The organism is Enterobacter cloacae complex sp. I2 (genome assembly GCF_014896205.1).
Taxonomy (GTDB): domain Bacteria; phylum Pseudomonadota; class Gammaproteobacteria; order Enterobacterales; family Enterobacteriaceae; genus Enterobacter; species Enterobacter quasihormaechei.
The window spans coordinates 19,076-42,186 of record NZ_JADBRA010000011.1; the positions used below are offsets into that span (position 1 = coordinate 19,076).

Here is a 23,111-nt window from a genome sequence, read left to right on the forward strand (position 1 = left end):
CTCATTAACGAGTACAGCATAACACAACCCACGCCGATCAGTAACGTCTCTGCCACTCGGCATCGCTCATCAGGGCATCTTTCTCCCCCATGAAGTGCCGATAGTAGGCGTCATACGCCAGCACGTTCTTCACGTATCCGCGCGTTTCCGAGAACGGAATGCTTTCAACGAACGCCACGGCGTCGAGTCGCCCTGCGCTGTTGCCGAGCCACGTCCGCACGCGCCCAGGCCCTGCGTTGTACGCCGCTGACGCGAAGATGCGGTTATTACCGAACTGCTGATAGACATACTGCAAGTAGCTGGTACCGATGTTGATGTTGGTATCCGGATCCAGCAGCTGGGACGGGCTGCTGTATCCCGGGATATTAAACATCTTCACCGTGTGCGTCGCGGTGCCCGGCATAATCTGCATCAGGCCGCTGGCCCCCACCGGAGAACGCACTTTCGGGTTCCAGGCGCTCTCCTGGCGTGCGATCGCCATCGCGTAGCTCTGCGGGATATCTTTGTCGCGGGTGTAGCGCTCAAAGAGATCGTTGTACGCCAGCGGGAAACGCTCCTCGAGATGATCCCACAGCTTGCCGGCGATCGTCGCCTGTACGCTCAGATCCCACCAGCGATTATCAAACGCGTAGCGGGCAAGCTGCGCCTTCTCATCGACGGTACGGCTGGTCACCAGATTGGCCCACTCGCTGCGCGCGGTATTATCCAGATTCCAGTACATCAGCTCGCGCACGCGGGCCATTTCTGGCCCCTGGGTCAGCGCCGGGTTCGCGTTGGCGGGCGCTTTGTCGATTTTAAGCGTGTACTCCTCACCCAGACGCTGTGCCGCCGCCATCGGGTAGAAGCCGCGCTGCTGCATCAGGGAGTGGAGGATCGCTTTGGCTTCGTCTTCACGGCCACGCTCCAGCAGCAGGTCCGCCTGCCAGTAACGCCACTCATCTTTCTCTTTGGCATCCATCGGCAGACGCGCCAGCCAGGTATTGAGGCCGCGGCGGTCGCCCGTGCCCAGCGCCATGCGCACGCGGCGCTCCACCAGCGAAACGGAGTTTGAACGCATCACCGCATCGTCACGCCAGCGCGCCTGTTCGTCGGTGACATCCGTGCCCATCAGTCGCCACGCCACAATGTCGCGCAGCTCCTGGGTTTGATCGTCATTAAGCTGCTGGGCCTGCACCAGCTGCGGGATCATCAGCCGCGCGTTTTCCACATCGTCACGCGCCACGCTGGCAAAGGCCACCGCCGCCATTTGACGGGTAAAATCGGTCGCGCCGGTGGTACGCGCAAACGTCAGCACGGTGTTGGGATCGTTTGCCAGACCGATAACGGCAGACGCAATGGTCTGATAATCCGCTGGCATCTGGCCCGCCAGCACGTTGACCAGCCGGGTGTTTCCGGCCTTCATTGCCAGGCGAATACGTTCCAGGTAAGCGAGCGGATCCTGCTTGCCCGAGGCGCGCCAGGCGCTGAAAAGCGGGTCACAGGCGTTTGGCTGGCTTTTGCCCGTCAACCACAGATCTTTCGCCCCGGCCCAGGCTTCCTCCTGCTGGCCGGTCGCCCATTTCGCATAATAGTAATTACACTGCGCTTCCGTAGCACCTGGTTTATCCGGGCTGAAGGCCAGCAGGCCGCGCCAGTCTTCACGACGGGCCAGCTCGTTCACGAACCGGGACTTTAAGGTGCGCGCAGGCGGCAGGGTCGGGTTCGCCTGAATGAAGTTATTCACGGTGACGGTCGGTTGATTCATAAGATCGTCCGTGATCTGGCGATACTCAAGGTACGGATACAGCGGATAATCCTTCAGCGTCGGCATCAGCGCCTGCACGGTATCCATCTGCTTGTTGTCCCATGCCTGTTTAATCTGGGCATAGCGGTTACGTTGTTCATCCAGTGAATCGGCATGCACCGCCTGGCTTACCGCCATTACGCATACGCTGGCAGCCAGCAGACGCCAGACCACCCGTTTGGCTTTTTCCACAAGCTCTTCCTCATTGTTTTTCGTTAGTTGCAGCGTCTTGCCACGTCAAAGTTACCTCAACTTATGCTAACCAGGCATCCCACAACGCGCCACGTCGTGGACACTTTTTTACCTTTCTTGCGCGTTTTAACACTCCCGACGTTCCTGGCTGGGATTAGGGCGTGAAAAAGGCTACACTTCGAGGCTGAAATTCATTCTCATCACGATAAAAGAGGCGAAGTCCAACGTGGCTCAATTCGTTTATACCATGCATCGTGTCGGCAAAGTTGTCCCGCCGAAACGTCATATTCTTAAAAATATCTCGCTGAGCTTCTTCCCGGGCGCAAAAATTGGTGTTCTGGGTCTCAACGGTGCCGGTAAGTCCACCCTGCTGCGCATCATGGCCGGCATCGATACAGACATCGAAGGTGAAGCCCGTCCGCAGCCTGGCATCAAGATCGGCTACCTGCCGCAGGAACCTCAGCTGAACCCGGAGCACACCGTACGTGAATCCGTTGAAGAAGCGGTGTCCGAGGTGGTTAACGCGCTGAAAGGTCTGGATGAAGTGTATGCCAAATACGCCGAGCCGGATGCGGACTTCGACAAACTGGCCGCTCAGCAGGGCAAATATGAAGAGATCATCCAGGCACACGACGGTCACAACCTGAACGTGCAGCTGGAGCGCGCGGCCGATGCCCTTCGTCTGCCGGACTGGGATGCAAAAATCGCGAATCTCTCCGGTGGTGAGCGCCGCCGCGTGGCGCTGTGCCGCCTGCTGCTGGAAAAACCAGACATGCTGCTGCTCGACGAACCAACCAACCACCTGGATGCGGAATCCGTGGCCTGGCTGGAGCGCTTCCTGCACGACTTCGAAGGTACCGTAGTGGCCATTACCCACGACCGTTACTTCCTCGACAACGTGGCAGGCTGGATCCTGGAGCTGGACCGCGGTGAAGGGATTCCGTGGGAAGGCAACTACTCCTCCTGGCTGGAGCAGAAAGATCAGCGTCTGGCGCAGGAAGCTTCTCAGGAAGCGGCGCGCCGTAAGTCTATTGAGAAAGAGCTGGAGTGGGTTCGTCAGGGCGCGAAAGGCCGTCAGTCCAAGGGCAAAGCCCGTCTGGCGCGCTTCGAAGAGCTGAACAACACCGAATACCAGAAGCGTAACGAAACCAACGAACTGTTTATCCCGCCTGGAGCACGTCTGGGGGATAAAGTGGTTGAAGTGACCAACCTGCGTAAGTCATACGGCGACCGCCTGCTGATCGACGATCTGACCTTCTCCGTACCGAAAGGTGCGATCGTGGGCATTATCGGTCCGAACGGCGCGGGTAAATCGACCCTGTTCCGTATGATGTCCGGTCAGGAGCAGCCTGACAGCGGCTCTATCACCCTGGGTGAGACCGTGAAGCTGGCATCCGTTGACCAGTTCCGCGACGCGATGGACAACAGCAAAACCGTGTGGGAAGAAGTGTCCGGCGGGCTGGATATCATGCGTATCGGCAATACCGAGATGCCAAGCCGCGCCTATGTTGGCCGCTTTAACTTCAAGGGCACCGACCAGGGCAAACGCGTGGGCGAGCTGTCCGGCGGTGAGCGTGGTCGTCTGCACCTGGCGAAACTGCTTCAGGTTGGCGGCAACGTTCTGCTGCTCGATGAACCGACCAACGACCTGGACATCGAAACCCTGCGCGCGCTGGAAAACGCCCTGCTGGAGTTCCCGGGCTGCGCTATGGTTATCTCGCACGACCGCTGGTTCCTTGACCGTATCGCGACCCACATCCTGGACTACCAGGACGAAGGTAAAGTGGAGTTCTTCGAAGGTAACTTCACCGAATACGAAGAGTACAAGAAACGCACGCTGGGCGCTGACGCGCTGGAGCCGAAGCGTATTAAGTACAAGCGTATTGCTAAGTAAGTGCCCAAAAAAGCCGGGTGGCGCTCACGCTTACCCGGCCTACGGTTCTGCTCTGTTTGTAGGCCGGGTAAGGCGAAGCCGCCACCCGGCTTTTTTATTTGCCCACGTAATACCGCTTCACCTCGTCAAACTGCATCGCAAACTCGATATAGCTCATCAGCGCGGGCGAATTGAGCTTACGGCTCGGATAGGCCAGCCACAGATCGTTTCCCTCAACGCTCCACTCCGGCAGCACTTTCACCAGCGCGCCCCTTTCGATTTTGTCTTCCAGCAGGAATGCGGGTAACAGCGTGATCCCCGCCCCGGCAATCGCGCACTCGCGGGCGTACACCAGGTTATCCGTCAGATGGGCGTTATCCGGCAGAAAGCGATAATCCTCGCTCTCGCTCTGCAACAACCACTCAGCCCAGGATTTATGGGTAATACAACGGTGATCCACCAGCTGTCGGGGATGGGTTAACGGCTCCCGGCGCGCCAGATAGTCGGGCGATGCCAGCATGTAGCGTGGACAATGCCCTATCATGCGGCCGATAAGGGAAGAGTCCTGAGGTTTCCCGGTTCGCAGGGCAACGTCGAAACCCGACTCCACAAGATCGAGGACATCATCTGAAATTGAGACATCGAGCGAAACGTCAGGATAGCGAAGCTGGAACTCGGCATTCATATGCGCCAGCAGGGTCGCGCCAATCCCCGCCGGACACGTAATACGCAGCCGTCCGCTGGGGTTTTCGCGCAGGCGCTGAATGGCATACTCCGCCCGCTCGCTGGCCGCCAGCATCTCGCGACAGTGCACCAGATAGTGCTCGCCCGCGAACGTCAGGCTGATCCTGCGCGTGGTGCGATTCAGCAGACGGATCCCCACCTGCTGTTCAAGCTGGCTGATGCGCTGGCTGACGCTGGATTTCGGCAGCTCAGCTTTCAGCGCCGCCGCGGTAAAGCTGCCCATTTCTGCCACAAGCGCAAACAGCGCCATATCCTGAAGCTGTTTAAACATGATTGTTCATCCCGTGCGAACGGTGAGCTCTGGATTGTCCATCTTATCACGCAGCTGACCCCTTACCAGACTAGCCTCAACAAGACGCATTTCATCGAGGAGCACAGGTCAGTGAAATGATTGCGCCGCAGGGGTATATGCGTGGGGAAGTAGTGGTTGAGTTCTGAGTGGATAATTCCCCTCACCCTAACCCTGCTCCCCCATCATCTCTTTCACCAGCTCGACGCAGCGCAGGAAACGGGTGTCGTAGTCCGACTCTTCAACATGCACAAAATCAACGTTGTTCTCGTTAAGCATCTCAACCAGCATGGTCTGGAACTCGCGCCTGTCTACCGAGCTGCCCAGGCTGCGCATGCCGTCGGCCACCCACGGCGTGTTGTTTTCCAGCAGGATCACCAGGTCAAAGCGATATTCGTCAATCAGCGCCTGCACAAACGGGTGCTCGCGTCCTTCGTACTTTTTACAGAACGCCTGCGTGGTGACGAAATCAGTATCAATAAACGCGACTTTGTTGGCATATTTCACCGCAAAATCAATGTACTGGGCGTGTCCCAGCGCAATTTTATCGTAGTCGGAATACTGCAATGCCATCTCGTCACCGCCGAGGTGTGAGAAGACATAATCGCGGCCATACTCCCACGCGCTGGTGGTGTTGAAGATATTCGCCAGCTTATTGACCAGCGTCGATTTGCCGCTCGACTCGCCGCCAAGGATCGCCACCGTACGCACGAAGAACGGCTTCACCTCGGTCGGGATGTAGTCCCAGTAACGGAACGGGTTCTCGCGGATCTGCGCCCCGCTGATGTTCATAAAGGTGCGTTTAGGATCGATCAGCACCGTCTCGATGCCCAGATGCTCGCGGAACTGCGGCGCGTCGGACTCTTCAGAGGTGTAGATCCAGTTAGGCGTAATGCCCTTCTCTTCCATAAACGCTTTGACGCCGTTGCTCCACACGTCCCAACCGTGCGGATACGGCTCCATGCCCTCTTCATTAAAGGCATGAATGCGAATATTTTTCTGATACTTAAACGTCTGAAGCAGCCAGCGCAGGCGGTCCGGCACCGTGGGCTGCTGCGACATGGCGCTGTCTTCAAACAGCTGGCGATCGCGGGTTTCGTCGTAACCCATGATGATATGCAGCTCGTCGACCTGGCTACAGGCGCGCTGGATCAGATAGATGTGCCCGGTATGCAGCGGGTAGAACTTGCCGAACACCACGCCTATATTCTTTTGCATCCGCGGAAATTCAAGCCCCAGAAAACGGTGCAGCGCTTCAAGCTTCTGCGCGCTGGGGCTTTTGATTTTGGCGTTCAGCAGTTGGCTCAGGTAGCCCTTGGTCATGCCGCTGGCGTCCGCCACCTGCTGCAACGTGCAGCCCTTCTGGCGGATCGCGGTCTTGATGTAGTCAAATGATGACATAAATTACGGTGCCTCCTGCAAAATCGAATACGTAATTATAAGTCGTCAAAGACATTTAACGCATCTGCGAGTTTTTTAACGCCAAAAACCTGCATCCCTTCCGGGATTTTTTTCGGCACGTTGGCGGCCGGAACAATCGCGCGGCGGAAGCCATGTTTTGCCGCTTCGGAGATACGCTCCTGTCCGCTCGGCACCGGGCGGATTTCGCCCGCCAGCCCCACTTCGCCAAACACCACCAGATCCTGCGGCAGCGGCCTGTCGCGCAGGCTGGAGACCATCGCCAGCAGCAGCGCCAGGTCCGCGCTGGTTTCGGTCACCTTCACGCCACCCACCACGTTGACGAACACATCCTGATCCGCCATTTGCAGACCGCCGTGACGGTGCAGCACCGCCAGCAGGATCGCCAGGCGGTTCTGTTCCAGACCGACCGCCACGCGCCGTGGGTTGCCCATCATCGAGTGATCCACCAGCGCCTGAATTTCGACGAGCAGCGGACGCGTCCCCTCCCACAGCACCATCACCGAACTCCCGGACGTAATCTCGTCGCCACGGCTCAGGAAGATGGCCGACGGGTTGCTGACTTCGCGAAGCCCCTGCTCGGTCATGGCAAAAACGCCCAGCTCATTCACCGCGCCGAAGCGGTTTTTGTGGCTGCGCAGGGTACGGAAGCGGGAGTCCGCATCGCCGTCGAGCATCACCGAGCAGTCGATACAGTGCTCCAGCACCTTCGGCCCCGCCAGCGAGCCGTCTTTGGTGACGTGGCCGACCATCACAATCGCCACGCCGCGCGTTTTGGCAAAGCGCGTTAAATACGCAGCCGTTTCACGCACCTGCGCCACGCTGCCCGGCGAGGACTGAATGTCCGCCATGTGCATCACCTGGATGGAGTCGATCACCATCAGCTTCGGCTGCTCTTCTTCGGCGATCATGCAGATTTGCTCGATGCTGGTTTCCGACAGCATATTCAGGTTACCGGTCGGCAGGCCGAGACGGTGAGCGCGCATCGCCACCTGCTGGAGGGATTCTTCACCCGTCACGTACAGGGTTTTCATCTGTTCGGCGAGCTTGCAGAGCGTTTGCAGCAGCAGGGTCGATTTGCCCGCGCCCGGGTTACCGCCGATCAGAATCGCGCTGCCCGGCACCACGCCGCCGCCGAGCACGCGGTCAAATTCTTTGAATCCGGTTGAGAAGCGCGGCAGCGCCTCAAGGCTGATATCCGAAAGTTTTTGTACCTTCGACACGCCTGCATTGCCCGCATAGCCGCTCAGCCGTTCATTGCGGGCCACGCTCGGCGAAGCCGCCACACCACGCACTTCGGTGATGGTGTTCCAGGCATGACAGGCGCTGCATTGCCCCTGCCAGCGCGGATAATCCGCACCACATTCATTACAGACAAATGCGCGTTTTGGAGCTTTCGCCACGGTTTACCTCGTTATTTCTGTGCGGCCTGCGTGCCGGGTGGCGCTTACGCTTACCGGCCTACAGCGCAGACCGTTATTTCTGGTTGATGCTGCCGGAGAGAATGCAGAACACCCCCATCAGGTCAGCGTGACGGATAGTGACTTCCGTCTTTTCATTCACTTTTGGCTTGGCGTGGTAGGCAATACCCAGACCGGCAGCTTTGATCATCGGCAGATCGTTCGCGCCATCGCCGATGGCGACGGTCTGCTCGACCGGAACGTCATATTTTTCCGCCAGACGCGTCAGCGTACTGGCTTTGTACTGCGCATCCACGATGTCGCCGATGACCTGTCCGGTCAGCTTGCCGTCCATGATCTCCAGCTCGTTTGCCACCACGGTGGTCAGACGCAGCTTGTCACGCAGGTAATCGGCAAAGAAGGTGAACCCGCCGGAGGCAATCGCCACTTTCCAGCCGAGCGTCTCCAGCTTGAGCACCAGCTGCGTCAGCCCCGGCATCAGGGGCAGTTCATCGCGCACCTGACGCAAAATGTTCGCATCGGCTCCCTTCAGGGTCGCCACGCGTTGTCTCAGGCTGGCGGTGAAATCCAGCTCGCCGCGCATCGCGCGCTCGGTGACGTTCGCCACCAGCTCGCCGCTGCCCGCCAGTTTAGCGATCTCGTCGATACATTCGATCTGAATGGCGGTAGAGTCCATGTCCATCACCAGCAGGCCCGGCGTTTTCAGGTGCGGGATCTTGCCGAGCGGGGCAACATCCAGCCCGGCATCGTGCGCCAGGCGCGTGGCGCGCTGCGTCAGGGAACCCGCGAGGCGAATGACCTGATAATCTTCCACGCACCAGGCCGCAACAATGACCATCGCTGCGCCCAGTTTGGTTTGATACTGGGTCAGGCGTTGCTTATCCAGGCCGCGTCCGTACAGCAGCCAGCCGCTACGGCCAGCGTGGTAATCGAGAGGCATCACCTCATCGCCACTTAACGAGAGCGGCAATCCTGGCCATAAAGAGACATCCGTTGGCAGGTCGCACCAGGTAATGTTCGGCATTGAAGCTCCTGTAATTTCGTTCGCGCCGGAAGGTTCCCGAGGGAAAATAACGCATGAGGCTACCCTGTAACCATCACTTCTGGCAACATTAAGCCGTAAATTTTCAGCAGGTGGAATATGGCTCGCGCAAAACTGAAATTCCGGCTTCATCGCGCCGTGATTGTCCTGATCTGTCTCGCCCTGTTAGTGGCGCTGATGCAGGGGGCATCCTGGTTTAGCCAGAATCACCAACGGCAACGTAACCCGCAGTTTGAAGAGCTGGCCCGCACGCTGGCGCGCCAGGTGACGCTTAACGTCGCGCCGTCTATGCGCACCGAAACGCCGGACGACAAGCGGATAGCCCAGGTATTGCGCCAGCTCACGGAAAACAGCCGCATTCTGGATGCGGGCGTGTACGATGAACAGGGCGACCTGATTGCCCGCGCGGGTGAGCATGTCGACGTGCGCGACAGGCTGGCGCTGGACGGCAAAAAAGCCGGCGGTTATTTCAGTCAGCAAATCGTCGAACCTATTGAGGGCAAAAATGGTCCACTCGGCTATTTACGCCTGACGCTCGATACCCACACCCTGCCAACCGAAGCCAAACAGGTGGATAACACCACCAATATTTTGCGCCTGATGCTGCTCCTCTCGCTGGCGATTGGCGTGGTACTGGCGCGTACGCTGCTGCAAGGCAAACGAACCCGCTGGCAGCAGTCGCCGTTCCTGCTAACCGCCAGCAAGCCGGTTCCCGAAGAGGAAGAGAGCGAGAAGAAAGAATAGTGATAAAGTAGGCAGATGATTCGGAAAAGGAACTCTGCCATGACGACGTTACGCCTGCTTATCTCTGACTCTTACGATCCCTGGTTTAATCTCGCGGTGGAAGAGTGCATCTTCCGCCAGATGCCCGCCACTCAGCGCGTGCTGTTTCTCTGGCGCAACGCCGATACGGTCGTCATTGGCCGCGCGCAAAACCCGTGGAAAGAGTGTAACACCCGCCGTATGGAAGAGGACAACGTCCGCCTTGCGCGCCGCAGCAGCGGCGGCGGCGCGGTGTTTCACGATCTGGGCAATACCTGCTTTACCTTTATGGCGGGCAAGCCTGAATACGATAAAACCATCTCGACCACCATTGTCCTCAACGCGCTCAATGCGCTCGGCGTGAAGGCCGAAGCCTCCGGACGTAACGATCTGGTCGTGAAAACGCCCGAGGGCGACCGGAAAGTGTCAGGCTCCGCCTACCGCGAGACCCTGGATCGCGGATTCCACCACGGTACCCTCCTGCTGAACGCCGACCTGAGCCGTCTGGCGAACTACCTCAACCCGGACAAGAAAAAGCTCCAGGCGAAAGGGATCACCTCCGTACGCGGTCGCGTGACGAATCTGGTGGAACTGCTGCCGGGCATTACTCACGAGCAAATTTGCGATGCGATCCGTGAAGCCTTCTTTGAGCATTACGGCGAGCGCGTGGAGGCGGAAGTGATCTCCCCCGATAAGACCCCCGACCTGCCCAACTTCGCTGAAACCTTTGCCCGCCAGAGCAGCTGGGAGTGGAACTTCGGCCAGGCACCGGCGTTTTCACACCTGCTGGACGAGCGCTTCACCTGGGGCGGCGTCGAGCTGCACTTTGACGTGGAAAAAGGCCATATCACCCGTACGCAGGTGTTTACCGATAGCCTGAACCCGGCTCCGCTGGAGGCGCTGGCGGCACGGTTGCAGGGCTGTTTGTATCGGGCGGATATGCTGCAACAGGAGTGTGACGCGTTACTTGTTGATTTTCCGGAACAGGAACAAGAGTTGCGGGACTTATCGGCGTGGATTGCGCAGGCAGTACGCTAGTAAAAAAGCCCGCTGGCGCTGCGCTTAGCGGGCCTGGAAAACCGTAGGCCGGGTCAGGCGAAGCCGCCACCCGGCACAACAGCTCTTACTCTTTATCGCCCAGCAGAACGGATTCCAGCGCGATTTTGATCATGTCGTTGAAGGTGGTCTGACGCTCGGCAGCGGTGGTCTGCTCGTGGGTACGGATGTGGTCAGACACGGTGCAGATGGTCAGCGCTTTCGCACCAAACTCAGCCGCCACGCCGTAGATACCGGCCGCTTCCATTTCTACGCCCAGGATGCCGTATTTTTCCATCACGTCGAACATGTCGCCTTCTGGCGAGTAGAACAGATCGGCAGAGAACAGGTTGCCCACGCGCGCGTCAACGCCCAGTGCTTTTGCCGCGTCAACCGCGTTACGCACCATGTCGAAGTCGGCGATTGCCGCAAAATCGTGATCCTTAAAGCGGATGCGGTTAACTTTAGAGTCGGTACACGCGCCCATGCCGATCACCACGTCACGCAGCTTAACGTCCATACGCACCGCACCGCAGGAGCCAACGCGGATGATTTTCTTCACGCCGAAATCGGTGATCAGCTCTTTGGTGTAGATGGAGCAGGACGGGATACCCATACCGTGGCCCATAACGGAGATCTTGCGGCCTTTATAGGTACCGGTGAAGCCCAGCATGCCGCGCACGTTGTTCACTTCACGCACGTCTTCGAGGAAAGTTTCTGCAATGTGCTTCGCGCGCAGCGGGTCGCCAGGCATCAATACGACGTCAGCGAAATCACCCATTTCTGCATTAATGTGAGGAGTTGCCATCTTCAGTTCCTTTTCATTTGTTTTTTTGCCCGGTGGCGCTTCGCTTACCGGGCCTACGGTTTTGTAGGCCGGGTAAGGCGCAGCCGCCACCCGGCAATGACATCAGAACATAGCCTTGCCATATTCCATGTCAGACGTACCAAAGTATTTCGCAATCGTCTGGCCGATGTCCGCGAAGGTTTCACGGTGCCCCAGCGAACCCGGTTTTACTTTCGGGCCGTACACCAGCACCGGAATGTGCTCGCGGGTGTGGTCGGTACCGGTCCAGGTTGGGTCACAGCCGTGGTCGGCGGTCAGGATCAGAATATCATCTTCCCCCACCAGCTCCATCAGCTCTGGCAGACGGCGGTCAAACAGCTCCAGCCCTGCCGCGTAACCTGCTACATCGCGACGGTGGCCCCAGGAGGAGTCGAAGTCCACGAAGTTGGTGAAGACAATGGTCTTATCGCCCGCTTCTTTCATCTCTTTGATGGTGGCGTCGAACAGCGCATCCAGACCGGTCGCTTTGACCTTTTTGGTAATGCCGCAGTTGGCGTAAATGTCCGCGATTTTACCCACGGAAACAACCTGACCGCCTTTCTCGTCAACGAGCTTTTGCAGCACGGTAGGTGCCGGTGGCTCAACGGCCAGGTCGTGACGGTTACCGGTACGCTGGAAGTTACCCGCTTTGTCGCCGATAAACGGACGTGCGATCACGCGGCCAATGTTGTAGCCGCCTTCGGTCAGCTCTTCACGGGCGATTTCGCACAGTTCATAGAGTTTATCCAGGCCAAACGTCTCTTCGTGGCAGGCAATCTGGAACACGGAGTCAGCAGAGGTGTAGAAAATCGGCTTGCCGGTTTTCATGTGCTCTTCGCCGAGCTGATCCAGAATCACGGTGCCGGAAGAGTGGCAGTTACCGAGGTAGCCCGGCAGGTTGGCGCGCTTCACCAGCTTATCGAGCAGCTCCTGCGGGAAGCTGTTCTCGTGATCGGAGAAGTAGCCCCAGTCGAACAGCACCGGCACACCGGCGATTTCCCAGTGGCCGGACGGGGTATCTTTCCCGGAAGAGAGCTCGTGCGCCCAGGCGTAGGCGCCCACGACTTCCGCGTTACCGTCCATACCGGCTGCGATTTTACCGGTAGAGCCTTCATGCGCTTTTACCAGCCCGAGGCGGGTCAGATTTGGCAGGTTCAGAGGGCCTTTACGACCGTTATCCGCTTCGCCTTTTGCACAGGCTTCCGCGATGTGACCCAGGGTATCGGAACCCACGTCACCAAAACGTTCTGCATCTTCGGTTGCGCCGATGCCGAATGAGTCCAGCACCATAATAAATGCACGTTTCATAATTGTTCTCCGTACTTAGTGCTTCATAAAAATGCGATCAGATCAGTATACCGCTATTCAGTGATACGACGATAGACTGTCGGTGTGGTTTCCGGTGCTTTATCGTCAAGAGATATTGCCGCTTTCACCGCTTTCGCCGCGTCCTGCCAGCTAGCTTCGTCCTTCGCGTGGATCACCGCCAGCGGACGTTGACCATCAACGCTGTCGCCCAGACGGGCCATATCGGTAAAGCCGACGCTGTAATCAATGGTGTCCGATGCCTGACGACGACCGCCGCCCATAGACACGACAGCCATGCCGAGCGCGCGGGTGTCCATGGCGGAGACAAAACCTTCGCTGTCCGCGTAGACCGCCTTGCTGAGCATCGCGGTTGGCAGGTATTTCGCATAGTTTTCCACGAAGTCGGTCGGGCCTTTCTGCGCCGCCACCATACGGCCAAAGATCTCCGCCGCTTTGCCGTTGTCCAGCACCGCCTGAAGCTTCGCGCGGGCTTCCGTGTCGTCTTTGGCCAGCTTGCCGGAAATCAGCATCTCCACGCACAGCGCCATGGTGACGTCGAACAGGCGCGGGTTGCGGTATTCACCCGTCAGGAACTGCACGGCCTCGCGCACTTCAACCGCGTTACCGGCGCTGGAGGCCAGCACCTGGTTCATGTCCGTCAGCAGCGCGGTGGTGCGCACGCCTGCGCCGTTGGAGACGCCAACGATCGCTTCGGCAAGCTGAGCAGAGAGTTCATAGGTCGGCATAAACGCGCCGCTGCCCACCTTCACGTCCATCACCAGCGCGTCCAGCCCTTCCGCCAGTTTTTTGGCAAGGATAGAGGCGGTGATCAGCGGGATGGAGTCTACGGTGGCGGTAATATCGCGCGTCGCGTAAAAACGCTTGTCTGCCGGCGCAAGAGAGCTGGTCTGGCCGATAATCGCCACGCCAACGTCTTTAATAATCTCGCGGAAGCGATTGTCATCCGGGAAGATATCGAAGCCCGGAATGGCTTCCAGTTTGTCGAGCGTACCGCCGGTGTGGCCCAGGCCGCGCCCGGAGATCATGGGAACGTAACCGCCGCAGGCTGCCACCATAGGGCCGAGCATCAGCGAAGTCACATCACCCACGCCGCCGGTGGAGTGTTTGTCCACAATCGGGCCGTTAAGGTTAAGGCTTTTCCAGTCCAGAACGGTTCCTGAATCTCGCATCGCCATGGTCAGCGACACGCGCTCAGGCATCGACATATCGTGGAAGAAAATGGTCATCGCCAGGGCAGCAATCTGCCCTTCTGAGACGGTGTTGTCACGAATGCCGTTGATGAAGAAGCGGATCTCTTCGTCGCTTAAAGCAAGACCATCACGTTTTTTACGAATAATTTCTTGTGCGAGAAACACGGTAACCTCCATGCGGAATCGGGGGAGTTGTGGCGGGTACACTTACCCGCCCTGCGATCCTGTAGGCCGGATAAGCGAAGCGTCATCCGGCATTGTCTGGCAATCAGTAGCTGCTTGCGCTCTTACCGTCGCCGTGACCCAGCGCTTTCAGCAGGCTGGCCAGCAGGCTGGACGCGCCGAAACGGTAGTGACGGGAATCCGCCCAGTCGGCACCAAACAGCTCGTCGGCAATTGCCAGGAACTGCTGCGCGTCTTCGGCGGTACGTACGCCGCCCGCAGGTTTGAAGCCAACGGTTTTGGATACGCCCATATCGCGAATGACTTCCATCATGATGCGCGCGCTTTCCGGCGTGGCGTTGACGGGCACTTTACCGGTAGAGGTTTTAATGAAATCTGCGCCAGCGTTGATGGAGATTTCAGACGCCTTACGAATCAGCGCTTCTTCTTTCAGCTCGCCGGTTTCGATGATCACTTTCAGCAGCACGTTTGCCGCCGCACAGGCGTCTTTACAGGCTTTCACCAGGTCAAAGCCAACCAGCTCATTGCCGGCAATCAGCGCGCGGTACGGGAAGACCACGTCAACTTCGTCTGCGCCGTATGCAATCGCCGCGCGGGTTTCCGCCAGCGCAATCTCAATGTCGTCATTGCCGTGCGGGAAGTTAGTCACGGTTGCAATGCGCACGTCCGGCGTGCCCTGCTCTTTCAGCGTTTTGCGGGCAATCGGGATAAAGCGCGGGTAGATACAAACGGCGGCGGTGTTACCCACTGGCGTTTTCGCCTGATGGCACAGGGCGATGACTTTTTCATTGGTGTCGTCATCGTTCAGGGTGGTCAGGTCCATCAGCTTCAACGCGCGCAGGCTGCTTGCAGTTAAATCGGTCATAACATTCTCCAACGGCAGTGCCGTATCAATTTTACCTTGCGGGTCTGTGAGTATTCTAACATTCACCCGCCTCTACACTTCGACATTCATCACAGTTAATGAAAACTGTGTGCAAATTTGCATTACTGTAATGAGATCTTCTTCAAACTTTCATGCACCAACCGCCGACTAAAGCAGCGATACCCCCTGTCGGATCAAAAGCGCCAACGGGCTGGCTTTCTACAATTCGTTCACCATCCGCAGAACCCTCAAGGAAGTTGAACATGCCCGACGCCCTGCAACAACGATGCCAGCACATTGTGACAAGCCCGGTGTTAACCCCGGAACAAAAACGTCATTTTCTGGCGCTGGAAGCGGAAAACAATCTGCCCTATCCCGCTCTGCCAGAGGCGGCACGCGCCGCGCTGGATGAGGGATTTATCTGCGACATGTTCGAAGGCCATGCGCCTTACAAACCGCGCTACGTGCTGCCGGACTACGCTAAATTCCTGGCTAACGGTTCAGAATGGCTGGAGCTGGAAGGGGCGAACGATCTGGATGATGCCCTCTCGCTGCTCACTATCCTTTACCACCACGTTCCGTCCGTCACGTCCATGCCGGTCTATCTGGGCCAGCTTGATGAAATCCTCAGTCCTTATGTTAAAATTCTAACACAGGATGAAATCGTTAGCCGAATAAAACGTTTCTGGCGCTATCTGGACCGCACCCTGCCAGACGCCTTTATGCATGCTAATATCGGCCCGGCGGATACGCCCGTCACCCGCGCCATTCTGCGCGCAGATGCTGAACTGAAGCAGGTTGCGCCGAATCTGACCTTTATCTACGACCCGGACGTTACCCCCGACGATTTGCTGCTGAGCGTGGCGAAAAACATTTGTGAGTGCAGCAAGCCGCATATTTCCAACGGTCCGGTGAATGATAAAATTTTCACAAAAGGTCGCTATGGCGTGGTGAGCTGTTACAACTCCCTGCCGCTCGCAGGCGGCGGCAGCACGCTGGTGCGCCTTAACCTGAAAGCGATTGCGGAGCACAGCCACTCCCCGGAAGACTTTTTCACCCGTACCCTGCCCCACTACTGTCAGCAGCAAATCGCAATAATCGACGCGCGCTGCGATTTTTTATATGAGCAGTCCGGCTTCTTTGAGAATAGCTTCCTGGTAAAAGAGGGGCTGATTGATGCCGATCGTTTTGTGCCGATGTTTGGTATGTACGGCCTGGCCGAAGCGGTGAACGTACTGTGCGAGAAAGCAGGCATAGCGGGACGGTACGGTAAAAGCGAACAGGCCAATGCGCTGGGCTACCGCATCAGTGAACAGCTTGCGGCGTTTGTTGAAAACACGCCGGTGAAACACGGCTGGCAGCATCGCGCAATGCTGCATGCGCAGTCAGGGATCAGTTCTGATTCGGGCACCACGCCGGGGGCGCGTCTGCCGTACGGTGACGAGCCGGATCCCATCAGCCACCTGCTCGCCGTAGCGCCACACCATAAACACTATCACTCAGGGATCAGCGATATTCTTACCCTGGATGAGACGGTCAAACGCAATCCTCAGGCGGTGGTGCAGCTGTGCCTGGGGGCGTTCAATGCCGGTATGCGTGAATTCACCGCGAATGTGGCGGGAAACGACCTGGTGCGCGTGACCGGCTATATGGTTCGCTTGTCGGATCTGGAGAAATACCGGGAAGCGGGTTCGAGAACGAACACCACGTGGCTGGGTGAAGAGGCCGCGCGCAATACCCGTATTCTGGAACGTCAGCCGCGCGTGATTAGTCATGAACAACAGATGCGCTTTAGTTAGTCAGGTCATCCCCTTCTCCTGCGTGGACGGGCCGGGCAGTCGCCTGGCGCTGTTCCTCCAGGGCTGTAACCTGCGCTGCAAAACCTGCCACAATCCGTGGACAATAGGGCGCTGCAACGACTGCGGCGAGTGCGTTCCTCACTGCCCTCATGACGCGCTGACTCTTCAGGCCGGGCGCGTCTGGTGGCAGGAAAGTCACTGTCAGCAGTGCGACACCTGTCTGCACCTGTGTCCGCAGCAGGCGACGCCGATGGCGCAGCGCTACAGCGTCGAGGAGATCCTCGCCCGGGTCCGCACGTCCGCGCCTTTTATCGAGGGCGTGACCGTCAGCGGGGGTGAAGCCACCACACAGCTGCCGTTTGTGGCGGCGCTGTTCACCGCGATCAAAGCCGATCCGTCCCTGCGCCATCTGACGTGCCTGGTAGACAGCAACGGCCTGTTAAGTGAAACCGGCTGGCAAAAGCTGTTACCGGTGTTTGACGGCGCGATGGTGGATCTGAAAGCCTGGGGCAATGAGCATCACCGTTTTCTGACCGGGCGCGAAAATTCGCTGATCAAGCAGAGCATACGCTGGCTGGCCGAGCGTCATCGCCTGACGGAGCTGCGCCTGCTGGCGATCCCCGATCGGTGTGATTATCTGCAACATCTGCCATCGCTGACCGCTTTTATCCACGCGTTAGGGAACGTTCCGGTGCGGATCAACGCGTTTCATGCCCATGGGGTTTACGGGGAGGCGGCACAATGGCGGAGCGCCACGCCGGAGGACGTCGAGCCGCTGGCGCGGGCGCTGGAACAGCAGCACATTACGGTGATCCGCCCGGCCCTTTATCTATAGCGTGATGCCAAAGACCGCGCGGGTATTTTCCAGCAGCGCGCCGGCAATCACCTCTTCAGGTTCCTGACGCAGTTCACACAGCACGTCAAAAACGCGCGCCGCCTGCTCCGGGCGGTTGGGCTGGCCCTGAAAACCATTCAGCGGCATGTCAGGCGCATCCGTTTCCAGCAGGAGCGAAGACAGGGGGAGTTGCGCCATCACGTCGCGGGTTTTGCTGGCTCGCGGATAGGTGATGGTGCCGCCGACGCCAATCTTATAGCCCAGCCCGATAAAACGCTGCGCCTGCTGAAGGCTGCCGGCGAAACCGTGGACCACGCCCGTGCGCGGCAAATCGATGCGCTTCAGGTGCATCGCCAGTTTGTCATGGGTACGTCTGGAGTGGAGGATCACCGGCAGATCGTGGCGCTTTGCCAGCCGGAGCTGCGCATCCAGGATCGTCTGCTGGCGTTCAAACTGCGGATCTTCACGATAGAGATCGAGGCCGATCTCCCCGATGGCAACCAGCTTCTTATCCGCGTTTTGCAGCGTGGCATCCAGCCTGTCGATATGTTCATCAAGATGGTGCTCAATCACGATCGGATGCAGACCCAGCGCGGCGTACAGCGCATCGTGAACGCGGGCAAGTTCCAGGACTTTCTCAAACCTCGCCGCCTCAATAGCCGGGACAATAATGGCCCTCACGCCGGCCTGAGCCGCGCGCGCGATACTTGCGGCTTCCTCACCGCTAAACGGGGGGAAATCAAAGTGGCAATGGGTATCGATAAAGCAGTGCGTCACGCCAGATCCTCATTATCGAGTAGGCTATCGTTGGCCTGTGGCGCGTCCACCAGCGGCATCGCCACCGCGTCATTGGCCACTACGGCGGGCGGCAATATGATGCTTTTATGCCGATGAAGCGGCGGTTGCTCGGCCAGCATTTTCCCGACGGTCGCCAGGAAGTAACGTCCGCACAGCCGCCCCGTTTTGTAGTCCATACGCAACGCAGGCAGTCGGCTGCCCAGCGCCATGCTCAGCAGCGGCTTAGGCGGATAAATTTCAAAGATGCGCAGCTTGCCCGGGGGTTTTTCAATAAAGCGCTGCATCGCGCCGTAGGTCGTTTCATGCTGCTTTGCGATATTTACCAGCGGTTGCAGGCTGCTGTCGCCCAGCCAGCGTTCCATACGCTTAAACCACTGTGGGGTGTAATACATCTGCGAAGGCACCGTGCGGATCACCACAATGGTGTTCGCCCCGCGCCGCGCCGCCTCCTGTACCGGTACCGCGTCGCTGATACCGCCATCAAGATAGCTGATCCCCTCCAGCAGCGCGCCGGTGCGGTAGAAACCGGGGATCGCGCTGGAGGCACGGATGATATCCAGCCAGTTCTCTTTCTGCGGCGAAAAGTAACCCGGCGAATAGTCATCGCCGCGGCTGGCGCACATCCAGAGCTCTTTTCCGGTATCGAACAGTCGTGACGCGGTATCCATGGCCAGCGGCATCTGGCTGGAGGTGGCATCCAGCAGCCAGTCGAGATCGATCAGGTTCCCGCCGCGCACGAAGCGTACCGGGTTGAAGAACGCTTTGGAGGTGGTGTAGCGCATAATCACTTTGCGCGCATAGCCGGGCTGGTTACAGACGTAGGCAGAGAGATTCTGCGCCCCGGCAGAAGTGCCGAAATAGAGATCGAACGGGTTAAACTCAGCGCGCATAAATTCGTCCAGCACGCCTGCTGTGAAAATACCGCGCTGTCCGCCCCCTTCACAGACCAGCGCAAGCTGGCCTGCATGGAATGGTTTTAACGTCAGCGGCGCAATATTGCCGATCGTCACGGGAATTCGCTGCCCCACCTCTGCCTTCCTGTTTTCATTATTATGTTCAGACACAGTAACGCAGATCCCTGCCGGTTCTCAAACGAGAAAAAGCCAGTCACGAGGACTGGCTTGAGTTTGTTTAATGAATATTGCGTTTGCTACGGGCGACGTCGACCCGTAAACAGGCTCACCAGGAACAGAATAATACCGACGACGAAGACAATTTTCGCTGCCCATGCCGCGGTACCCGCCAGTCCACCAAAGCCCAATGCGGCGGCAATTAACGCGATAACCAGAAATATAATGCCCCAACGAAACATAAGCCTCTCCTTTACCATAGTTAATGTCGGCCGCTAAACGTGAGCACTCAGGCCACTCACCGGCGTTTTTTCCAGAGTCGTTTTTATTTCGCCCGCAGCTTTAAGCCAGACGGGCGAGTGGTGCTGCTTTACTTCGTTTTCAGATCGTTTTTAACGCTTTTCACACCATCAATCGCTTTCGCAATTGATTCAGCACGATCGCTTTGTGCCTGGTTCTCAACCGTACCGGACAGCTGGACCACACCATCGGTGGTTTCAACTTTCACCATACGGGATGGCACGATGTCGTCAGCTAACAGTTTAGCTTTGATTTCGCTGGTAGTTGCTGCATCTCCGGCATAACCCTTCACCGAAGACTCTTTGCTGTCACGTACGTGCAGTTTGTCGCTGACGGAGCTTACGCCCTCAACGCCTTTGGCCACTTTAACGGCCTCTTCGGCCTGGGTCTGGCTTTCAACGAAACCGCTCAGGGTGACAACCTTGTTGTCGGTTTTAACAGAAATATCGGTGCTCTTAATGGATTCATGATCCACCAGTGCGGCTTTCACTTTTGCTGTGATAGAGCTGTCATCCATGAAATTACCGACTTTATTCATAGAGCTATCGATTTTTTCCCCTGCGGTATTGGCGGTATTTTGCGCTTTATCCATGGTGCTGGTTTCTGCCAGAGCAGAACCGCTTACCAGGACACTACCCAACGTTACAGCCAGCAGAGTTTTAGAAATCTTCAGTCTTGTCATATTCATCGATTTATTCCTGTGTTTTGCCCGTTATTTGGGCGACATACTTCCCTAAATCTTGGTTTTATATATTGCGAATTAACACACGGGCGAAATGGAGAACCAGTGGACATGCATTGAACAGTTAATTCATCCATGCCCGGTGCTAAACACTGAGTTAAATATAGATCACAATTACGGGGGTGCATTCAGAATTGGGGAAAAAACGAACGAATAGCGAAAAATTGCGTTGAATTAAGAACATTCCGCAAGGGTTTAATAACACAGGAATTAAAGAAGAGCACGGCGGCTGCCGTGCTCTGAGAGGGAATTAATGCTCGCGCGTTTTGCGGAACTGAACGTTAGGATAACGTTCCTGCGTCAGGTTCAGGTTCACCATGGTTGGGGCGATATAGGTCAGATTATCGCCGCCATCCAGCGCCAGCTGAACTTCGTTCTTACGCTTAAATTCTTCGAATTTCTTCACGTCTGAACACTCAACCCAGCGCGCGGTCGCCACGTTCACCGATTCGTAAATCGCTTCCACGTTGTACTCGCTCTTAAGACGGGCAACCACCACGTCAAACTGAAGCACACCCACCGCGCCCACGATCAGATCGTTGTTGGCGATTGGGCGGAACACCTGTACAGCCCCCTCTTCGGAAAGCTGAACCAGGCCTTTCAGCAGCTGCTTCTGCTTCAGCGGATCGCGCAGGCGAATGCGGCGGAACAGTTCCGGCGCGAAGTTCGGGATACCGGTGAACTTCATCATCTCGCCCTGCGTGAAGGTATCGCCAATCTGAATGGTCCCGTGGTTGTGCAGACCAATGATATCGCCCGGATAGGCTTCTTCCACGTGCGAACGGTCGCCCGCCATGAAGGTCAGCGCGTCGGAGATCACCACGTCTTTGCCGATACGCACCTGACGCAGCTTCATGCCCTTCTCGTATTTACCGGACACTACGCGCATAAAGGCGACGCGGTCGCGGTGTTTCGGGTCCATGTTGGCCTGAATTTTAAAGACGAAGCCGGAGAACTTCTCTTCCTTCGCTTCGACTTCACGGGTATCGGTTTTACGCGGCATCGGCTGCGGGGCCCACTCAACCAGACCGTCGAGCATATGGTCAACGCCGAAGTTGCCGAGGGCGGTACCGAAGAAGACCGGGGTAATTTCGCCGCTCAGGAACAGCTCTCTGTCGAACTCGTGAGAGGCGCCTTGCACCAGCTCCAGCTCATCGCGCAGCTGGGCGGCCAGCTCTTCACCGACGGCGGCGTCCAGCTCCGGGTTGTCCAGACCTTTTACAATGCGGACTTCCTGAATGGTGTGGCCCTTACCGGTCTGGTACAGGTAGGTTTCGTCTTTATAGAGGTGATAAACCCCTTTGAACAGCTTGCCGCAGCCAATCGGCCAGGTGATGGGCGCGCAGGCGATCTTCAGCTCGTTTTCCACTTCATCCATCAGCTCCATCGGGTCACGGATGTCACGGTCGAGTTTGTTCATAAAGGTGAGGATCGGCGTATCGCGCAGACGGGTCACTTCCATCAGCTTGCGGGTACGATCTTCAACACCTTTCGCGGCGTCGATCACCATCAGGCAGCAGTCCACCGCCGTCAGGGTACGATAGGTATCTTCGGAGAAGTCTTCGTGCCCCGGGGTGTCCAGCAGGTTCACCAGGCAATCATGATACGGGAACTGCATCACGGAGGTGGTAATCGAAATACCACGCTGCTTTTCCATCTCCATCCAGTCAGATTTTGCATGCTGGCTGGAGCCACGGCCTTTAACGGTACCCGCGGTCTGGATCGCCTGTCCGAACAGCAACACCTTCTCGGTGATGGTCGTTTTACCGGCATCCGGGTGCGAGATAATGGCAAAAGTGCGGCGTTTGGCCACCTCTTGCAGATAAGGAGACAACGTCATAATCAATTCTTCTTAGGTAGGCGCGGCAGCAGGCCGCGCATCATGGAATACGAAAAATGCGGCTATTTTACCCATCAACAGGGGGCAGGCAATCATTGTTTACACAGGAGCTGCTCCAGTTCGTTCAATGACGTGACGGTCCAGGTCGGCTTGATGCCTTCCGGCAGCTCGCGACCATGCGCGTTCAGCCAGACGGTCGACAGACCCGATCTCATACCCCCCAGAATATCAGATTCTGCGGTATCGCCCACCATTAGCACGCGATCGCGGTCAGGATTGCCAGCCTGCGCCAGCGCATAATCGAAAATACGCGGATCCGGCTTCGGTACGCCCACCTGCTCGGAGATCACCAGCGCGTCGAAATGATCGCGCAGGCCGGTACGCTCAAGGCGGATCTGCTGAAGCGCGGTAAAACCGTTGGTGATGATCCCAAGCTTCACCTTTCCTTTCAGCGAATCCAAAAGGGAAACGGCGCCGGGCAGCGGCGCGCAGATATCCGCCATCGCATTCAGGAACGCCTCGTTCAGCGCCCCTGGACTGACTTTTAACCGCTCCGCCCACGCGTCAAAACGCTGATGCTGAAGCTGTAACGCGGTGATGGCTCCGTTCTGGTAGTCCACCCACAGCGGTTTATTCACCGCCTGATAGTCCTGAAAATCTTCAGCGGTGAAGGTCACGCTATAATCGAGAAACATCCGCTGTAGGCCGCCGAACGAGTCAAACGTAAACAGCGTTTCGTCGGCATCAAAGAAAATCCAGTCCCATTTCATCGTT

The 23,111-nt window shown here is 57.5% G+C and carries 20 protein-coding genes; 5 read left to right on the forward strand and 15 right to left on the reverse strand.

The window, feature by feature from the left end; translation table 11 throughout:
* Positions 1-37: 37 nt before the first annotated feature.
* Entirely contained in the window at positions 38-1,975 is a 1,938-nt protein-coding gene (gene sltY, locus IM300_RS11190; RefSeq protein WP_131636656.1) for a murein transglycosylase, read from the reverse strand.
* Between the two features lie 226 nt (positions 1,976-2,201).
* Here sltY and ettA point away from each other — a divergent pair, with 226 nt between their 5' ends.
* The gene (gene ettA / locus IM300_RS11195; RefSeq protein ID WP_006810191.1) at positions 2,202-3,869 is read left to right on the forward strand and encodes an energy-dependent translational throttle protein EttA; all 1,668 of its coding nucleotides are present in this window, start codon (positions 2,202-2,204) and stop codon (positions 3,867-3,869) included.
* Positions 3,870-3,963: 94 nt separating this feature from the next.
* On the opposite strand, the gene IM300_RS11200 is transcribed toward ettA, so the two are convergent.
* The 4 genes from IM300_RS11200 to serB form a co-directional block, all read right to left on the reverse strand.
* Positions 3,964-4,863, reverse strand: coding sequence for a LysR family transcriptional regulator (locus IM300_RS11200; RefSeq protein ID WP_063867412.1), 900 nt, complete (start codon positions 4,861-4,863; stop codon positions 3,964-3,966).
* Positions 4,864-5,049: 186 nt separating this feature from the next.
* On the reverse strand, positions 5,050-6,282 hold the full coding sequence (nadR, locus tag IM300_RS11205) for a multifunctional transcriptional regulator/nicotinamide-nucleotide adenylyltransferase/ribosylnicotinamide kinase NadR (protein WP_063450717.1): 1,233 nt from the start codon (positions 6,280-6,282) through the stop codon (positions 5,050-5,052).
* Between the two features lie 35 nt (positions 6,283-6,317).
* Entirely contained in the window at positions 6,318-7,703 is a 1,386-nt protein-coding gene (gene radA, locus IM300_RS11210) for a DNA repair protein RadA (RefSeq protein ID WP_003856523.1), read from the reverse strand.
* A gap of 73 nt (positions 7,704-7,776) precedes the next feature.
* Positions 7,777-8,745 carry a phosphoserine phosphatase gene (gene serB, locus IM300_RS11215; protein ID WP_193036503.1) on the reverse strand — a complete coding sequence of 323 codons (969 nt, stop codon included), beginning with the start codon at positions 8,743-8,745 and terminating at the stop codon, positions 7,777-7,779.
* Positions 8,746-8,862: 117 nt separating this feature from the next.
* Between serB and IM300_RS11220 the strand changes: the two genes are divergently transcribed.
* Together IM300_RS11220 and lplA are read left to right on the forward strand one after the other, a co-directional pair.
* Positions 8,863-9,507, forward strand: coding sequence for a YtjB family periplasmic protein (locus IM300_RS11220; RefSeq protein WP_063867409.1), 645 nt, complete (start codon positions 8,863-8,865; stop codon positions 9,505-9,507).
* A 39-nt stretch (positions 9,508-9,546) separates the two neighbouring features.
* Complete coding sequence (gene lplA / locus IM300_RS11225) at positions 9,547-10,563, forward strand: lipoate--protein ligase LplA (RefSeq protein ID WP_193036505.1); 1,017 nt, start codon at positions 9,547-9,549, stop codon at positions 10,561-10,563.
* A gap of 85 nt (positions 10,564-10,648) precedes the next feature.
* On the opposite strand, the gene deoD is transcribed toward lplA, so the two are convergent.
* From deoD to deoC, 4 genes are all read right to left on the reverse strand, one after another.
* Positions 10,649-11,368 (reverse strand): purine-nucleoside phosphorylase, encoded by a 720-nt coding sequence (deoD, locus tag IM300_RS11230; RefSeq protein WP_003856538.1) that lies wholly within the window; start codon positions 11,366-11,368, stop codon positions 10,649-10,651.
* A gap of 102 nt (positions 11,369-11,470) precedes the next feature.
* Positions 11,471-12,694: a phosphopentomutase gene (gene deoB / locus IM300_RS11235; protein WP_063867407.1), complete on the reverse strand. Its 1,224-nt coding sequence runs from the start codon at positions 12,692-12,694 to the stop codon at positions 11,471-11,473.
* 53 nt (positions 12,695-12,747) lie between these two features.
* Positions 12,748-14,070 carry a thymidine phosphorylase gene (gene deoA / locus IM300_RS11240; protein WP_112792033.1) on the reverse strand — a complete coding sequence of 441 codons (1,323 nt, stop codon included), beginning with the start codon at positions 14,068-14,070 and terminating at the stop codon, positions 12,748-12,750.
* Between the two features lie 103 nt (positions 14,071-14,173).
* Positions 14,174-14,953, reverse strand: a complete 780-nt coding sequence (gene deoC / locus IM300_RS11245; RefSeq protein ID WP_226842237.1) for a deoxyribose-phosphate aldolase — start codon at positions 14,951-14,953, stop codon at positions 14,174-14,176.
* A gap of 263 nt (positions 14,954-15,216) precedes the next feature.
* Between deoC and IM300_RS11250 the strand changes: the two genes are divergently transcribed.
* Positions 15,217-16,752, forward strand: a complete 1,536-nt coding sequence (locus IM300_RS11250; RefSeq protein ID WP_193036507.1) for a YjjI family glycine radical enzyme — start codon at positions 15,217-15,219, stop codon at positions 16,750-16,752.
* On the forward strand, positions 16,727-17,587 hold the full coding sequence (locus IM300_RS11255) for a YjjW family glycine radical enzyme activase (RefSeq protein ID WP_193036509.1): 861 nt from the start codon (positions 16,727-16,729) through the stop codon (positions 17,585-17,587). The genes IM300_RS11250 and IM300_RS11255 overlap by 26 nt, the downstream gene beginning before the upstream one ends.
* On the opposite strand, the gene IM300_RS11260 is transcribed toward IM300_RS11255, so the two are convergent.
* The 6 genes from IM300_RS11260 to yjjG all read right to left on the reverse strand — a co-directional run bounded on the left by IM300_RS11260 (position 17,582) and on the right by yjjG (position 23,107).
* The gene (locus tag IM300_RS11260; RefSeq protein WP_193036511.1) at positions 17,582-18,364 is read right to left on the reverse strand and encodes a TatD family hydrolase; all 783 of its coding nucleotides are present in this window, start codon (positions 18,362-18,364) and stop codon (positions 17,582-17,584) included. The two genes, IM300_RS11255 and IM300_RS11260, sit on opposite strands and share 6 nt — an antisense overlap.
* Entirely contained in the window at positions 18,361-19,413 is a 1,053-nt protein-coding gene (locus IM300_RS11265) for a patatin family protein (protein WP_193036513.1), read from the reverse strand. The genes IM300_RS11260 and IM300_RS11265 overlap by 4 nt, the downstream gene beginning before the upstream one ends.
* 122 nt (positions 19,414-19,535) lie before the next feature.
* Positions 19,536-19,697 carry a DUF1328 domain-containing protein gene (locus IM300_RS11270; protein WP_003856556.1) on the reverse strand — a complete coding sequence of 54 codons (162 nt, stop codon included), beginning with the start codon at positions 19,695-19,697 and terminating at the stop codon, positions 19,536-19,538.
* A 128-nt stretch (positions 19,698-19,825) separates the two neighbouring features.
* On the reverse strand, positions 19,826-20,443 hold the full coding sequence (gene osmY, locus IM300_RS11275; protein WP_063450727.1) for a molecular chaperone OsmY: 618 nt from the start codon (positions 20,441-20,443) through the stop codon (positions 19,826-19,828).
* A 304-nt stretch (positions 20,444-20,747) separates the two neighbouring features.
* Positions 20,748-22,337 (reverse strand): peptide chain release factor 3, encoded by a 1,590-nt coding sequence (gene prfC / locus IM300_RS11280; RefSeq protein WP_193036515.1) that lies wholly within the window; start codon positions 22,335-22,337, stop codon positions 20,748-20,750.
* Between the two features lie 92 nt (positions 22,338-22,429).
* Positions 22,430-23,107, reverse strand: a complete 678-nt coding sequence (yjjG, locus tag IM300_RS11285; RefSeq protein WP_112792012.1) for a pyrimidine 5'-nucleotidase — start codon at positions 23,105-23,107, stop codon at positions 22,430-22,432.
* Between the last annotated feature and the right edge of the window lie 4 nt (positions 23,108-23,111).

Coding starts and splice junctions, on each gene's coding strand:
- yjjG (WP_112792012.1), bottom strand. CDS start 23,107: ATGAAATGGGACTGGATTTTCTTTGATGCCGACGAAACGCTGTTTACG.
- lplA (WP_193036505.1), top strand. CDS start 9,547: ATGACGACGTTACGCCTGCTTATCTCTGACTCTTACGATCCCTGGTTT.
- IM300_RS11250 (WP_193036507.1), top strand. CDS start 15,217: ATGCCCGACGCCCTGCAACAACGATGCCAGCACATTGTGACAAGCCCG.
- deoC (WP_226842237.1), bottom strand. CDS start 14,953: ATGACCGATTTAACTGCAAGCAGCCTGCGCGCGTTGAAGCTGATGGAC.
- osmY (WP_063450727.1), bottom strand. CDS start 20,443: ATGAATATGACAAGACTGAAGATTTCTAAAACTCTGCTGGCTGTAACG.
- IM300_RS11200 (WP_063867412.1), bottom strand. CDS start 4,863: ATGTTTAAACAGCTTCAGGATATGGCGCTGTTTGCGCTTGTGGCAGAA.
- IM300_RS11220 (WP_063867409.1), top strand. CDS start 8,863: ATGGCTCGCGCAAAACTGAAATTCCGGCTTCATCGCGCCGTGATTGTC.
- IM300_RS11270 (WP_003856556.1), bottom strand. CDS start 19,697: ATGTTTCGTTGGGGCATTATATTTCTGGTTATCGCGTTAATTGCCGCC.
- IM300_RS11255 (WP_193036509.1), top strand. CDS start 16,727: ATGAACAACAGATGCGCTTTAGTTAGTCAGGTCATCCCCTTCTCCTGC.
- deoD (WP_003856538.1), bottom strand. CDS start 11,368: ATGGCAACTCCTCACATTAATGCAGAAATGGGTGATTTCGCTGACGTC.
- deoB (WP_063867407.1), bottom strand. CDS start 12,694: ATGAAACGTGCATTTATTATGGTGCTGGACTCATTCGGCATCGGCGCA.
- nadR (WP_063450717.1), bottom strand. CDS start 6,282: ATGTCATCATTTGACTACATCAAGACCGCGATCCGCCAGAAGGGCTGC.
- prfC (WP_193036515.1), bottom strand. CDS start 22,337: ATGACGTTGTCTCCTTATCTGCAAGAGGTGGCCAAACGCCGCACTTTT.
- serB (WP_193036503.1), bottom strand. CDS start 8,745: ATGCCGAACATTACCTGGTGCGACCTGCCAACGGATGTCTCTTTATGG.